The 14,814-nt window shown below is 70.7% G+C and carries 10 protein-coding genes; 4 read left to right on the forward strand and 6 right to left on the reverse strand.

What is annotated here, in order from left to right:
- From VFB40_RS27975 to VFB40_RS27985, 3 genes are all read right to left on the reverse strand, one after another.
- Positions 1 to 1,365, reverse strand: a 1,365-nt coding sequence (locus tag VFB40_RS27975; protein WP_349261655.1) for an ammonium transporter, incomplete at its 3' end; no start/stop codon positions are given.
- Positions 1,366 to 1,636: 271 nt separating this feature from the next.
- Entirely contained in the window at positions 1,637 to 3,517 is a 1,881-nt protein-coding gene (locus tag VFB40_RS27980; protein ID WP_324855971.1) for a CHRD domain-containing protein, read from the reverse strand.
- Between the two features lie 231 nt (positions 3,518 to 3,748).
- Entirely contained in the window at positions 3,749 to 4,423 is a 675-nt protein-coding gene (locus VFB40_RS27985) for a response regulator transcription factor (protein WP_324855973.1), read from the reverse strand.
- A 163-nt stretch (positions 4,424 to 4,586) separates the two neighbouring features.
- Between VFB40_RS27985 and VFB40_RS27990 the strand changes: the two genes are divergently transcribed.
- Both VFB40_RS27990 and VFB40_RS27995 read left to right on the forward strand, forming a co-directional pair.
- Positions 4,587 to 6,023, forward strand: coding sequence for a sensor histidine kinase (locus VFB40_RS27990; RefSeq protein WP_324855975.1), 1,437 nt, complete (start codon positions 4,587 to 4,589; stop codon positions 6,021 to 6,023).
- The gene (locus VFB40_RS27995; protein ID WP_324855977.1) at positions 6,020 to 8,374 is read left to right on the forward strand and encodes a sensor histidine kinase; all 2,355 of its coding nucleotides are present in this window, start codon (positions 6,020 to 6,022) and stop codon (positions 8,372 to 8,374) included. The genes VFB40_RS27990 and VFB40_RS27995 overlap by 4 nt, the downstream gene beginning before the upstream one ends.
- Positions 8,375 to 8,407: 33 nt before the next feature.
- On the opposite strand, the gene VFB40_RS28000 is transcribed toward VFB40_RS27995, so the two are convergent.
- Both VFB40_RS28000 and VFB40_RS28005 read right to left on the reverse strand, forming a co-directional pair.
- Positions 8,408 to 8,848 carry a VOC family protein gene (locus VFB40_RS28000; protein WP_324855979.1) on the reverse strand — a complete coding sequence of 147 codons (441 nt, stop codon included), beginning with the start codon at positions 8,846 to 8,848 and terminating at the stop codon, positions 8,408 to 8,410.
- 79 nt (positions 8,849 to 8,927) lie between these two features.
- Positions 8,928 to 9,320 carry a helix-turn-helix domain-containing protein gene (locus VFB40_RS28005; RefSeq protein ID WP_349261656.1) on the reverse strand — a complete coding sequence of 131 codons (393 nt, stop codon included), beginning with the start codon at positions 9,318 to 9,320 and terminating at the stop codon, positions 8,928 to 8,930.
- A 493-nt stretch (positions 9,321 to 9,813) separates the two neighbouring features.
- Between VFB40_RS28005 and VFB40_RS28010 the strand changes: the two genes are divergently transcribed.
- Complete coding sequence (locus VFB40_RS28010; protein ID WP_324855983.1) at positions 9,814 to 11,589, forward strand: long-chain-fatty-acid--CoA ligase; 1,776 nt, start codon at positions 9,814 to 9,816, stop codon at positions 11,587 to 11,589.
- Here the strand turns inward: VFB40_RS28010 and VFB40_RS28015 are convergent.
- Positions 11,579 to 12,310, reverse strand: a complete 732-nt coding sequence (locus VFB40_RS28015) for a dienelactone hydrolase family protein (protein ID WP_324855985.1) — start codon at positions 12,308 to 12,310, stop codon at positions 11,579 to 11,581. The two genes, VFB40_RS28010 and VFB40_RS28015, sit on opposite strands and share 11 nt — an antisense overlap.
- Positions 12,311 to 12,511: 201 nt before the next feature.
- On the opposite strand from VFB40_RS28015, the gene VFB40_RS28020 reads away from it, so the two are divergent.
- Positions 12,512 to 14,814, forward strand: a 2,303-nt coding sequence (locus VFB40_RS28020; protein ID WP_324855987.1) for an AfsR/SARP family transcriptional regulator, incomplete at its 3' end; no start/stop codon positions are given.

Below are 14,814 nucleotides of genomic sequence, written 5' to 3' on the forward strand. Positions count from 1 at the left end.
CGCTGTGGCATCCCACGCCCCGGTGGTCACGGACGCGCGGGCGGGTGCTGTCGCCGCGGCCACACTGGCCGCCGCGCGGTGCAGGGTGCCGGTCAGCCCGCCCCAGTCGTAGGCGGTCTCGGCGTGCTCGGTCAGGTCCACCCCGGTCACCTCGGCCTCCGCGCTGACCCGCAGGCCGATGGTCGCGTGCACCAGCTTGGCCAGCAGGTAGGAGACCGTGAAGGTGTAGGCGAACACGATCGCCGCGCCCTCGGCCTGCGCCCACAGCTGGTCGAGGCCGCCGCCGTAGAACAGCCCGGCCCGCGCGCCGTTGGCGAAGCCCGAGACCTCTTCCGGCGCGGCGAACAGGCCGATCAGCAGCGTGCCCACGATGCCCCCGACCAGGTGCACGCCGACCACGTCGAGCGAGTCGTCGAAGTCGAACCGGTACTTGAGGTTCACGGCGTAGCAGCACACTGAGCCGGCGGCCAGGCCGATGAAGATGGCGCCGATCGGGGAGACCGAGGCGCAGGACGGGGTGATCGCGACCATTCCTGCTACGGCTCCTGAGGCGGCGCCGATGGTGGTGAAGGTGCCGTGCTGGATCTTCTCCGCGGCCAGCCAGCCGAACACCGCCGTGCACGCGGCGATCTGCGTGTTCAGGAACACCAGCGAGGCCTGGCCGCCCGCGGTGAAGGTGGAGCCGGCGTTGAAGCCGAACCAGCCGAACCACAGCAGCGCGGCGCCGAGCATGACGAGCGGCACGTTGTGCGGCCGCATCGGGTCCTTCCTGAAGCCGATGCGCTTGCCCACGACCAGGGCGCAGGCCAGTGCCCCGGCACCGGAGTTGATCTCCACCGCGGTACCGCCGGCGAAGTCCATCACGTGCAGCTTGGCGTTGATGAAGCCGTTGGGGGAGAACACCCAGTGCGCGACCGGGAAGTAGATCAGCGTGACCCAGCCGAGCACGTAGACCGTCCACCCGACGAACTTGGTGCGGTCGGCGATCGCGCCGGAGATCAGGGCCGGGGTGATGATCGCGAACATCAGCTGGAAGCAGGCCACCGCGAAGATCGGCACCCCGCTCGAGCCGTAGAGGCTCGGGTGGCCGGAGCCGGCGCCGGTGGCTACGCCGTGCATCCCCCACTGCGCGAGCGTGCCCCAGAAACCGTTCCCCTTTGCTTCGTTCGCGTTACCGAACGCCACCGACCAGCCGTAGAGCACCCACGCGACGGTGACCACGGCGATACAGCTGAAATTCATCATCAGCATATTGAGTACGTTCTTCGCGCGGATCATGCCGCCGTAGAAGAAGGCCAGGCCGGGGGTCATGAGCAGGACGAGCGCGGAACTCACGAGCACCCACGCTGTGTTGCCGGTGTCCACTGTTGGCACGGTTAACGGTTCCTTCGGTCGGCGCGGCTCTCGCCAAGGTCAGCAGGGCGATGCGGTGCTCCGACACGATCGCGGCGCAGCGTTACCGCGCGCAGCGCGAGATGTTTCGGCCAGGTGACAAATGCAACGCTGAGGTTACGACTAGTTGACGCGGCCTTCGGGATTCGACGCAGCCAGCAGACGACGCTGCGCGCAGACAGCACTGTGCGGAGTCCTCTGCTGCGAGGGCTCCGCACAGTGCTTGGTGGTCAGCGTTCTGATGTCACCCGTTGGCGCAGAGCAGCGGCCGGAAGGGCAGCGCGGGGGCGCCGTTCGCGACGATCGTGTTGCTGTCGCCCTGGTGCAGGTTGAGGTACCAGGTGCCGTTGGCCGGCATCGAGTTGACCCCGGTGACGGTCCGGGTCTGGTCGACCACGTTGCCGCGGGCGTCCGCCTGGAAGTCCATCAGCATGTAGAGCACCGCGCCCTGGCTCTGGCAGCTGCCGCTGTGGATGTGCGCCGCGTGGGCGCCCGGCGTCAGGCCGCTCGCGTTGAGCGTGACGGTGAGCGTGTGCGCAGCCGCGTCGTAGGCGATCGTGGCCCGGCCGGTCAAGGGGCCCACGTTGACGCCGTTGGTGTTCACGTCGATGCCGGTCAGGCTCGACCGCTTACCCCACGGGCTGTAGGAGAGCTGTCCGCTGCGTGCGATCGGCTCCGCGGCGAGCGAGGTGTTTGCGTTGCTGCCGTTGCTGCCGGAGTTGGCGGCGTCGCTGCCGATCGTGCCGAGCCGGATGATGAACCGGCTGCTGTAAGGCAGGGTCCTGACGGAACCGGCCGCCTGCAGGGTCGCGTTGGCCGCGCCGGTGGCGTCGGCGGTCAGCGGGCTGGCGAAGCGCACGATCGGGGTGGTCGCGCCGTCGGAACCGGGCGCGTCGATCTCGACCGTGTGCGACGAGCCCGGCGTCAGACCGGTGACGGCCACGTTCGCCGTGACGTTGCCGTCCCCGTCGCGGTGCAGCGTCACGCTGCCGGTCGGCATCGGCGCGAGCGACAGGCGGCGGACCGCGGGACGGCTCGGCGTGGCCAGCATGCCGTCCGTGTTGCCCGCGCCGTCGACGTAGAAGCCGACGAGGGTGCCGGCGTCGTTCACGCCGTTGACCGTGGTGGTGCCGACCCCTGCCGGGTCGTCCACCTGCTTGAAGCCGCCGGTCGCCGTCCAGGTGAAGCCGTGCGTCTGCGCGGCGTCGCCCGAGCCCACCTGGTAGAAGCCGACGACCTCGCGATGGTCGTTGACGCCGAGCGCCTGCGTCATCGCGGCGCCCGGGTAGGCGAGGGTGGTCAGCGTGCCGTGCGCGGTGAGCAGGAAGCCCTCGGTCGCGCCGCCCGAGCCGGCGAAGAAGCCTGCGATGTCACCGTTGTCGTTGATCGCGGTGGCGGTGGTGCTCGTCGCTTGCGAGACGGTGATCGTGCGGAAGGTGTGGCGGTCGATGTTGTATTCGTACCCGTGGTTGTTGCCGGCCGCGTCGGTGTAGAACCCGACCGCGTTGTCGTAGTCGTTGACGCCGAGCAGCTGGTTCACCGGCGGGTTGGCGTTGTTGCCGGTCGGGAAGGCGACGCGGTGGAAGGCGCCGTCGCGGTAGTAGAAGCCGGTGTTGTCGTTCATCTGGTTGGCGTTGTTCATGGCGGACCAGAAGCCGACCGTCACGTCGTGGCCGTTGATCGCGGTCACCTGGGTCTGCGCCGAGCCGGGGAAGTTCTCGTTCACGAAGTAGCCCCCGCTGTTGCCCACCCGGTAGCCCTTGTTCGGGTGGCCCTGCGCGCCGGAGCCGAAGTACCCGGCGATGATCCCGGAGTTGTTGATGCCGAGCAGCTGGTTGAACGTCGGGTCCGCGCCGTCGTTCACGGTGCGGAACGCGTACGAGACCGGCTGGACGAACGAAGCGGAGTCAGCCGAGGATGACGTGCCGTCGCCCTGCGTGGTCGTGCTGCCGTTCATCGCGCCGCGCTGGTCCATCGCGCCGGACTGGCCCGCGGCAGCCGTGCCGGTCTGTGTCTTCCCATTGGCCGCGGAACCGATCGTCCCCAAACCCGCTGACTTGGGCGTGCAAGCCGCTGCGGCGCCGACGACCGCGGTCGCCATGATGCACGCGAGTGCCTTCTTCATGCTGATCCCTACCCCTGACTGCCGAATTCCGGGCCGGCCGCTGCCTGGTCGCCTGGTTCCCTGCGCTTCTGCCTGCCGGCCGTACGGTGCCTGATCGCACTACCGATGCTGCCTGGCGGGGGCGGGAAAGAGGATCATGCAGGCATGCCGAACGCGGGGGTGTGCGTGCACCCCGGCCGGGTTCGCGGGCGGCCCGCGGACAGGGGCGTGCGCGCCCTGGTCAGGGTTCGGTCACTGGTGCTGAGATTTGGAGTCGAGCAGGGTGAGCACCGCGGCGACGCGGCGGTCCATGTCGACGCTGTCGCCGAGTCCGAGCTTAGCGAACAGGGTGTTGATGTGCTTCTGCACGGCGCGCTCGGTCAGGAACAGGCTCTTCGCGATCGTGGCGTTGTTCTTGCCCTGGGCCATCTGCTCGAGGACCTCGCGCTCGCGGCGGGTGAGGGTGGCCAGCGGTGAACCCTCGGCCCGCTCGCGCCGTGTGACGAGTGCCTCGACCAGCTGCGGATCGAGGGCGGACCCGCCGGCGGCCACCTGGTGCAGCGAGCGCTGCAGTTCGGCGATGTCGCCGATGCGCTCCTTGAGCAGGTAGCCGGCCCCGGAGGCGCCGGCGCGCAGGAACTCGTAGGCGTATTGGGGGTCGGCGAATTGGGTCAGCAGGATCACCCCGGTGCCGGGGTAGCGCTCGCGGATCGCCGCGGCGGCGGCCAGGCCCTCGGTCGAGTGGCCCGGCGGCATCCGGATGTCGGTGATCACCACGTCGGGGCGGTGCTCCTCGACGGCCGCGAGCAGCGCTTCGCCGTCCGCCACCGCCGCGAGCAGTTCGACGTCGTCGAGCGCTTGGAGCAGCGCCGCGGTGCCGGCCCGCAGCAGGTAGTTGTCCTCGGCGAGGACCACGCGGATCGACACTGCCCCTCCCGTCGCCCGGCGATGTCTGGTATCCAAAGCGCATCAGATCGCAGATGCGCTGCACGGTCAATCGCGACAAGTTTCTCAGAGCGCCGCCGGCTAAGCCGCGACGGCGCGGCGCGGATCCCGCGGTCGTCGGCGTGTCGGCCGGGAGGTGCAGTCGATGCAGGGCTTTGAGAGTGGCGGCGCTCGCGCGGTCGTGAGCGGTCTGGTCGAGACGGTCTTCGCCGCGGCGTACGTGGTCGCGGTGTACGAACTCGTCGTCGCCGGCGGCATCGCGCTGTGGTCGAACGCGACCGACGACTGGATCCTGCAAATGTGGATCGTGGCCGCCGTGATCTGCGGGATCGGCTTGAAGCCGGTCCGCTCGCTCGCGCGCCTGCTGCTGCGGCGGCTGTGGCCGCCGGCGGGGGAGCCGTACGCCGCGCTCGCCTCCTTCGTCGCCGCGGCGTCCGCAGCGGACCAAGACCGGGATCAAGACCGTGTCCAAGACCGCGACGCGGACCGGGGCCAGGCTGCGGATCGGGACCAGCCCGCGTTGCGGCGTCTGGCGCAGCTCGCGATGGCGGGGACCGGGGCTAAGGCCGCCGCGGTCTGGTGCCGGCAGGCCGACGGGACGCTGCGCCGTGCCGCGCGGTGGCCCGAAGACGGCGCGTCGGAGGACGGCTTGCCGGAGGGCGGCGGCGAAAGCGTCGCAGGCCTCGCCGAACTCGCGGCGTCGCCGGGCGTCGATCACCTCGTCTCAGTGCTCGACGCGGGGGAGTCGCTCGGCGCGCTGGCCTTGACCGTCGCACCCACGCGCGGCCTGACTCCCCGCGACGAGCGGCTGGCGGCGGACATGGCGAACGCAGCCGGGCCGTTGCTGCGCAACGCCGAACTGGCCGCCCGGCTGGCCGAGCAGGTGCGCAGGCAGACCGAGCAGGCCGCCGAGCTCGACAGTTCGCGCAGGCGGGTGCTTGCGGCCCGCGACGCCGCCCGGGAGCAGCTCGGCCGCGAGATCGGCGCCAACGTCGGCGATCCGCTGCTGCAGTGTTCTGCCACGGTGTCCGCGATGCTCGACGACGAGGCCGGCCGCGCGTCCCGCTGGGGCGACGAGCTGGCGGACATGGCGAGGCTGATCGATTCCGCGATCGGCGACTTCCGCCGGATCGTGCACGGCGTCTACCCGGCGGTGCTCACCGATCACGGACTGGCGCCGGCGTTGGAGAACCTTCTCAACGACCTGCCTCGGCGCGCCGTGCTAAACGCGCCGGGCCTGCCGAGGCTCGCGGCGCGAGTGGAGTCCGGTGTGTACTTCTGCGTCACGGCGATGGTCGGCGCGCTGTCGGCCGGGACGGAACGATCTCTGCGCGTGAACATCGATGTCGATGACGCGTCGCTGACGGTGGTGATCCTCGACGGAGACGAGCCTTCCGGTGACGGCGAATCGGCGCAGCCAGCGGCACTGGGGCTGCCGGACGTGCTCTCCGACCGCGTCGAGGCGCTGGAGGGGACCTTGCACGCCACCAGCGGCCGGGAATGGTCGCGCTACGAGCTCACGGTGCCGTTGACGGCGAGCGAGGAAGGCGCGGGGACGAAAGACGGGGCGGTCTCCGTATGACAACTTCGACTCCTGACACGGTTCTCCCGGCGGCTGAGCAGCCCGCAGCGGGAAAGACCGCGGCCCGGCTCCGTGCCGGTTCGTGGCACATCGCGGCCGCGCTGTACGCCGCTCTCGCCGGTATCTGGCTTCTGATCGGGCTCGTCGTCGCGGTAGCAGCGCACACCTCTGCCCTGCACACGTGGGCGCAGGCCGCGGCCGACGGCAAGCACGGCTCAGCGTGGACCCCGCTCGGCCGGGGCCTGGTCGCCGGTGCTGCGCACAGCTATCCGGTCACCGGTGTCGTGCTCGACTACGTTTACAGCGCAGCGCTTCTGCTTGTTGCCGTGGCAGCCGCGCGGTTGGCCGGCCGCGACCGGACCTCGCGGTTCCTCGTGATCGGTCTGATGGGGACGGCGGCGGCGTTCAACCTCCAGGCTCACACCGCCATCGACGCCATGGCTGCGACGACGGGCTGGTCCAGCGGCTTGCTCGATTGGCTGCACACGACGCTGTTTCACGGCGTCGGCGTCGCGGCCTACCTCGCGGCTCTGGTCGTCTTCCCGACCGGGAAGCGTGAGTGGATCAACGTACGCAATCACGCCGTGCGTACGCCGATCACCCTGCTCGCGGGGATCTTGGCGCTCGCTCTCGGGGCGTCCAGCACCGCGTATCCCCACACGCTCAGCTTCCTGATCTTCTTCGGGCTGATCGCGCCGCTCTGCGGCGGGGTCGTGCAGCGCAGCCGTCTGATTCGGCCCGCGACGGCAGAAGCCCGGCAGCAGTCGAGGATCCTGTTGTGGGCCTTGGGCGGAACCCTCGCCGCAGCGGCGCTGCTCGTCGGAATCGCGCTGGGTACGCAGGCGTTGGCGGACACTCCCGGCCTGCCCAAGGAAGTGCCCGGGATCAGCGCGGGGATGCCGGGCATGACCGGGCATCTGCCGGGACCAGAGGGGATCGGCTCCCAGACCGTCGTCTTCTGGATCTTCCGCGTCCTCTCCATCGCAGTTCCCTGCGCCGTCCTGGCCGGACTGCTGCGACTGCGGCTGTGGACCTTCGAGCTGCTGTTCAATCGAGCCCTGATCTACGGCCTGCTGGCGGCGGTGATCGGCGCCGTGTACGTGTTCGGGGTCGTCCGTGTGGACGCCTGGTTCGGCCTCGATTCGGACTGGCTCGCCCCGCCGCAGGTCGCCGCGGCGGGTCTGGTCGCGCTCGCGTTCCATCCGGTGCGCGTCCGGCTCGAACGCCTCGCCGACCGGCTGTTGTACGGCCGGCGCATCGCCCCCTACGACGTGCTCGCGCAGATATCAGCCCTCTCCGACAGCGGCAGCGGCGGACCGGGCGAGGCGGCACTCACCGACCTGGCACGCATCGTCGCGCTAGGTCTGCGCACCCGCTACGCGGTCGCATGCCTCGACCTCGAGGACGGCACCGAGGCTCGGTATCAGTGGCCTTCCGAAGCTGTCCGCATCGAAGACGCGGAACGAACCGTCGCCGTCGAGTACCGCGGATCGCCGGTTGGAAGGGTCCTCATCCCGGTCCAAGCAGGCCGCACACCGGCGAACGAGCGGCGCACGCTGCTCGATCACCTCGCGCGCGCGGCAGGCGTCGTCATGCACAACGCGCGGCTGACCATCGACCTCGAACACCGGCTGCGCGTCATCGAGGCGCGCGCCGCCGAGATACGAGCCTCACGCTGGCGGATCGTCGCGGCCCAGGACAGCGAGCGCCGCGAGCTGGAACGTGACCTGCACGACGGCGCGCAACCCGGCCTGACCGCGGTGCGGCTCTCGCTCGGCCTGGTGTCGCACCTCGTCGCGTCGGGGAGCGACGCCGCGAGCGAGGCGCTGCTGCGCTTGCGCACGCAGATCGACGACGCCACGTTGAGCCTGCGCCAGACGCTGCGCGGCCTCGCGCCCACCGCGCTTGGCGAGCACGGGATCATCAGGGCCTTGGCAGAGCTCGCGCAGTCCCTTGGCGCGGACGTGGATTTCCGCGTCGACGAGGAGACCCGCCAGGCCCGATTCGGACCGCAAACCGAGGCGGCCGTGTACTTCTGCTGCGCCGAGGCGATTCAGAACGCTGTCAAGCACTGCGCCGGTGCGGCAGTCGCGGCCACGCTGCGATGGGAGGGCGAACGCTCCCGGCTGCTCTTCGAAATCGCCGACGACGGGCCCGGATTCGACGCCGCCGGCTCTACCGGCAACGGGATCCAGAACATGGCCGACCGCATCGGCGCGGCCGGCGGCGTCCTGAAGATCGAGTCCGAGCCGGGCGCGGGCACGAAGGTCTCCGGCAGCGTGCCGACGACGTCCGGGGAAGGCGAACCTCCGGCGCTCGCCGCCAGCCGCAAGAGCAACGCAATGCCCTGAGGCCGGTCGGTGTCTGCCCGGTGTCCGCTCGGCTCAGCCGCTCCAGGGAGCGTTCTCGTCGAACTGCTCGGCGCGCTGGGTCAGGCTGAACCAGTTGCCTGAGTCGTCGCGGAAGAGCGCCTCCACGCCGTACGGCCGCCGCTTGGGCTCCTGGACGAACTCCACGCCGCGCGCGGACAGCTCCTCGTAGGTCTTCTGGCAGTCGTCCGTGCTCATCACCCCCGCGCCGAGCACGCCCTTCGCGACCAGCTCGCGCAGCTGCCGGGCGGACTCGGGGTCGACCGCGGGCGGCCCCGGCAGCATGAGGGTGAGCGAGTGGTCCGGCTGGCCCTTCGCGCCGACCGTCACCCACCGGGCGCCCGGCCCCATCTCCACGTCGAACCGCAGCTCGAAGCCGAGCTTCCGGGTGTAGAACTCCAGCGCGGAGTCCTGGTCGAGCACCCACACCGTCGAGATCGTCAGCCCGGTGATCATGATTCCGCTCCTCGCTCGGGGCTGGGGCGGCTCGCTCCCGCCGCCCGTTTGCCTGCATGTCTACTGCCTCCCGGCCAGCCTAAGAGCGCGCGGGCGCAGCCGGCTTCTCGAGATTTGCGTCGCCGTCGTCGAAGCCGCCCGCCCACAGCAGGACGAAGCAGCCGGGCACGGCAGCCGGCCCGCCACGCAGCGCGGCGTTCCGGAACTCGGTCGGCGTCCGCCCCGTGAACTGCTTGAAACGCGTGCAGAAGCTGCCCAGGCTCTCGAACCCGACCGCCGTGCACACCTCGCTCACCGTGAGGTTCGCGCTGTGCAGCAGGTCCTGGGCCCGCTCGACCCGGCGCCTGGACAGGTAGCGCCCCGGGCTCTCGCCGTAGGCCTGCTTGAACAGCCGGATGAAGTGGTAGGGCGAGTAGCCCGCGATCGCGGCGACGGCGTTCAAGTCGAGGCGCTGCGCCCAGTCGCGGTCCATTGCATCTTTCGCGCGGCGCAGCAGCTTGAGCCGCGCGAGGTCCTGGTCGCCGCCGAGCGGGGCATCGGTCACGCCTTCAGCCTGCCACGTCCCGCCGGCGTTCACCGGATCGGGGGAATGCGATCGCGGCAGGCGCGGGAATCGCCGTGCCCGGATAATCGCGACCGCGGCCCGGTGATGCGGCGTTATGCCCCGACGCCGGGCGAGCCGGTTTCCGCCCGTGTCCCGGAATTTCGTTCACATGTTCCATACGGTTGAGTATGTGTATTGCGAAAGCCGGCCCGCGCGTAGGCCGCGAGCTGCGGATTCTTTTTCCCGGCTCTTGAACGAAATCGGGCCGACATCGGCTGGACATAGCGGCCCACCAGGGCGAGGCTATAGCGCGGCTCAGCCGCAACATGACCGTATCCCCACAGTCGCAGTCAGGTCACGGATGGTTTCAGTGTCGGAAGTTGCTTTCGCGCGTTCCTGGCATCATTTCTACGCACGCGGAGTGCCGCACACCATCGACATACCCGACGTGCCCGTCACCCGGCTGCTTGACGACGCGGCGGAGCAGTACGGACGCCGTACCGCGCTGGTCTACTTCGGCCGGGAGATCACCTACGCCCGGCTGCTCAAGCTCGTCGACCTCTTCGCCGACGGCCTCGCCGGGCTCGGCGTGCGGCGCGGCGACCGGGTCGCGCTGATCCTGCCCAACTGCCCGCAGTTCACCATCGCCTGGTTCGCGGTCCTGCGCATCGGCGCGGTCGCCGTCCCGTTCAACCCGCTCTACACCGCCGACGAGATGCGCCACCAGCTGCACAACAGCGGCGCCACCGTCGCGATCGCGTTCGACCAGTCGTACGACCGCATCGAGCGGGTCCGGGCGGAGACGAACCTGCGGCACGTCGTGCTCACCTCGCTGACCGAGTACCTGCCGCGCAAGCTGCGCCTCGCGCTGCGGCTGCCGCTGCGCCGCGCCCGCGAGGCCAAGGAGCGGCTGACCGCGGAGGTGCCGCCGGACGCCCCGGTGCTGAGCTGGAACGACGTGTTCGACCAGGCCATCGGCCCACGACCGCAGACCAAGGTCGACCCGGAGCGGGCCAACGCCGCGCTGCTGTACACCGGCGGCACCACCGGCCGGCCCAAGGGCGCCATGCTCACCCACCGCAACCTGGTCGCCAACGCGCACCAGGTGGCCGCGTGGGACCCGCACCTGGCCCCCGGCAGGGACGTGGCGATCAGCGTACTGCCCGGCTTCCACGCCTACGGCCTGGTGTTCGCGCTCACCGCGGTGCTCATCGGCGCGACCACGGTGCAGCTGCCGACCTTCGACCTCGAACTGCTGTTCAAGGCGACCAGGAAGCTGCGCCCGACCATCTTCCCCGGCGTTCCGCCGATCTACTCGCAGATGCTCGCCGCCGACCGCAGGGCGCTGCGGCCGTTCAAGGCGCTGAGATCGTGCATCTCCGGGGCGATGCGGCTGCCGGCCGAGACCATCGACGCGTTCAAGGACGCCACCGGCTGCCAGCTGGTCGAGGGCTACGGCCTGACCGAGGCCTCACCGGTGGTCAGCTGCAACCCGATCGGGGTCAACGCCCGCCCGGGCACCGTCGGCATCCCGCTGCCCAACACCGACGTCATGATCGTCGACGAGCACGAGGGCATCCGCGAGGTGAGCCCCGGCGAGGCCGGCGAGCTGGCGGTGCGCGGCCCGCAGGTCTTCGCCGGCTACTGGCACGAGCCCGACGACACCGACAACATGCTGCACGACGGCTGGCTGCACACCGGCGACATCGCGGTGATGAGCCCGGACGGCTTCCTCACCATCATCGATCGCAAGCGGGACGTGATCATCGCCAGCGGCTTCTCGGTGTTCCCGTCCGAGATCGAGGACGTGCTCATGGAGCTGCCGGCGGTCAAGGAGGCCGCGGTGGTCGGCGTGCCCGACTCGTACCGCGGCGAGACGGTACTGGCCTGCGTCGTACTCAAGGAGGGCGCGCAGATCACCGAGCAGGAGATCATCGAGCACTGCCAGGAGCACCTGGCGGCGTACAAGGTCCCGAAGCTCGTCGAGTTCCGCACCCAGCTGCCGCACAACATCATCGGCAAGGTACTGCGACGACTGGTGCGCGACGAGTACACCTCGCGTGCTGCGATGGCTGGGGCGGCGGACACGGCGCCGGCCCCGTCCCCGACTTATCCGGAACCGGGGCCGTGGCAGGGGGCGCAGGCCGGGCTGGGGCCCGAGACGGTCACCGGCCCTGAGCCGACCGCTACGCCTTGAGCTTGTCCTCGAGGAAAGCCAGCACCCGCTCGACGCCCTCCTGCTGGCGGTGCTCCGTCAGCGTGGAGTGCTTGCGGCCGGGGAACTCCACCGCAAGGAAGTTGTCACCGAGTTCGCGGCGCAGGGTTTCAAAACGGTTGCCGACCGCGGGGTCGTCCTCGTAGCGCAGGCCGAGCACCTGGCATCCGGCCGCGACCTTGGTCTTGACCGATTCCCAGTCGACCGGGCTGAGCCCGAGGTCGGCCTTGCGCGCCTTGCCGATCGGCGCGGGCGAGGCCGGCTGAGCGACCACGGGCGCGGCTACGGGCGCGTCGGCGAGCATCGCGAGCGCGTACCCACCTGTCGCGCACATGCCGACGGCGCCGACGCCGGGTCCGCCCAGCTCGGCGTGCAGCTCACGGGCCAGGGACCTGAGCCACGTCGCCACCGGGACGGTGCGCCCGAGCGCGAACAGGCTGAACTCCCTGCTGATGCAGACCTGGGCGACGCTGCGCAGCATCTCGCGGCCGCTCACCGCGGCCGCGTCGCGACCGAAGAGCGACGGCAGCACGACCGTGAACCCCCGCGCCACCACCTCCTCGGCGAACGCGATGACCTCGGGCGTGATCCCGGGCAGCTCGTGGATCACGATCACGCCCGGTCCGCTGCCCTTGCGGTACGTCGGATGCGTGATGCCGTCGGCCGTGTGGCTGCCGGAAGTCCAAGAGTCGAGCAATCCCATGGCAAGAACACTATGCCCGCCAGGCACCCGACGACAGGGCCGTCGCTGTCCCGCTGAAGAGCACCACCCGATCGGCCCGAACCCGACTCAGCACCCTCCCAATCGGCGCTCAAGTGTCTATGCTGCCTTCAGCACTCGGTAGGTGCCTTCGTGCCGTCGTCGGGCTCGACGGTTGCGCTGCGCGCCGTCAGGGGGTCGTGGATGTGGTTCGAGATGCTCGGCTCCTTGCGCGTGATCGACGGGGGAGTCGAGCTGCCGGTGCCGGGAATCAGGCAGCGAATCGTCTTGAGCGCCCTGCTGACCTGCCCGAACCGGCCGATCTCGGCGGGCCGGCTGGCTGAGCTCGTGTGGGACGGCGCACCGCCTGCCGGGGCCGCCACCACGCTGCGCACGTATGTAAGGCGTCTGCGCCTGAGTCTCGGACCCGCCGGAGTGAGGATCGTGACACGCGATCCCGGCTACCTGATCGAGGCCGGTGAGTCAGAGGTCGATGCTCTTCGGTTCGAAGCCTTGTGCCGCGAGGCCTCGGCCGCGGCGCGCGCCGGGGACTGGCCCGTGGCCGCCGAGGCTTGCGAGCGGGCCCTGGCGCTTTGGCAGGGGGCGCCGCTCGCCGACGTGCCGTGCCAGCTCCTGCGGGACGAGTGGCTGCCGAGGCTCGACCAGCTGCGCCTCCAAGCGGTGGAAGAGCTCGTAGACGCCGAACTGCAGCTCGGGCGGTACGACCAGGCCATCGAGCGGCTGCGCCTGCTGACCGCGCAGCACCCGCTGCGCGAACGCTTCCACGCTCAGCTCATGCTCGCCCTCGCCCACTGTGGCAGGCAGGCCGAGGCGCTGACGGTCTACCAGGGCGCGCGCCGGGTCCTGGTCGAGGAGCTGGGCCTGGAACCGGGACCTGAGCTGCGCGGCGCGCAGGAGCGCGTCCTCGCCGGCGAGCTGACGCCGGCTCCGGATCCACGCGCGGTGCCGCGCCAGTTGCCGGCCGCGGTGCGCCATTTCACCGGCCGGGTCCGCGAGATCGATCGGCTGGCGGACCTGGCCCGCGAGAGCGGCTGCGGGGAAGCGGGCGGGGCGGTGGTGATCTCCGCCATCGACGGTATGGCCGGCGTCGGCAAGACCGCGCTCGCCGTGCACGTCGCACACCGGGCCGCCGAGTGCTTCCCGGACGGCCAGCTCTTCATCGACCTGCACGGCTACACCGAGGGCCTGCGTCCGCGCGCCCCAGGCGAGGTGCTGGAGACCTTCCTGCGCGCGCTCGGTGTACCACCGAAACAGGTCCCTGACAACGCGGAGGAACGCGCCGCCCTCTACCGCGAGCGCCTCGCCGACACGCGGACACTCGTCCTGCTCGACAACGCCGCGAGTGAGGCGCAGGTACGGCCGCTGCTTCCCGGCTCGGCCGGATGCGTGGTGCTGGTGACCAGCCGCAGGCGCCTGAAAGGGCTCGACGACGCGTACTCGTTCCCGCTGGACGTGCTGCCGCTGCCCGACGCCGTCACCCTGTTCCGGGAAGTCGCCCGGCTGGACGGCGCCGCGGCCAATGACCCTCGCCTCGAAGAGATCGTCCGGCTGTGCGGGAGGCTTCCCCTGGCGCTGCGCATCGCCGCCGCGCTCATCCGCCACCGGCCCGCGTGGAGCCTCGCGCATCTGGCCGAGAAGCTGCGCGAGGGAGCCCCCGGACTGACCGGGTTCGACGACGGCGACCGCGCGCTCGCGACCGTGTTCGAGCTCTCCTACCAGGCGCTCGACGAACCCCTGCGGCTGCTGTTCCGCCGGCTCGGCGCGGTTCCCGGCCCGGACTTCGACGCGCACTCCTGCGCGGCGCTCCTCGACGCCGAGCAGTCCGACGCCGAGCGGTGGCTCGAGCTGCTCGTCGATCACAATCTGCTGAGCGAGCCGGCCGAGGGCCGCTATCAGCTGCACGATCTGATCCGGCTCTACGCTCGTGCACTCGCGGACGCCGACCCGGCCGACGAAACCGCGGCCGCGATCGAACGCCTCGCGATCTACTACGGGCGGACCGCGGCCTGGGCGGACGCACGCATCGCGCGCCACCGGCGCCCGGGAGACTCGGGCCAGATCCCCGCGTGTGCGCCACCGTTGATCGACACCGACCAGGCCTGGGCCTGGCTGCGCGCCGAGCGTGCCAATGTAGAGGCCTGCATCCGACACGCCACCGCACGCGACCGCGACGACCTCGTCACGTCCTTGGTGACCGGACTCACGACCCTGCTACGCGTCGACGGACGCTGGCCCGAGGCCGTCGCCGCGCACACGGCGGCCTTAACCTCCGCCCGGCGGCTCGGCGATCGGCTGGCCGAGGCGAACACACTGGCCAGCCTCGGCGACGTGCGCCGGCTGGCGGGCGATTTCTCCGGCGCGACCGCAGACCTCGAACAAGCCCTCGGCGTCTACCGCGAACTGGGCGATCTCCTCGGCCAGGCCAACACGCTGAGCGGCCTGGGCACGGTATGGATGCTGACCGGCGAGTTCCCGGGTGCGGTGCG

Origin of the sequence: Actinocrinis sp. (genome assembly GCF_035650855.1) — a bacterium.
In the GTDB taxonomy this organism is placed as follows: Bacteria; Actinomycetota; Actinomycetes; order Streptomycetales; family Catenulisporaceae; genus Actinocrinis.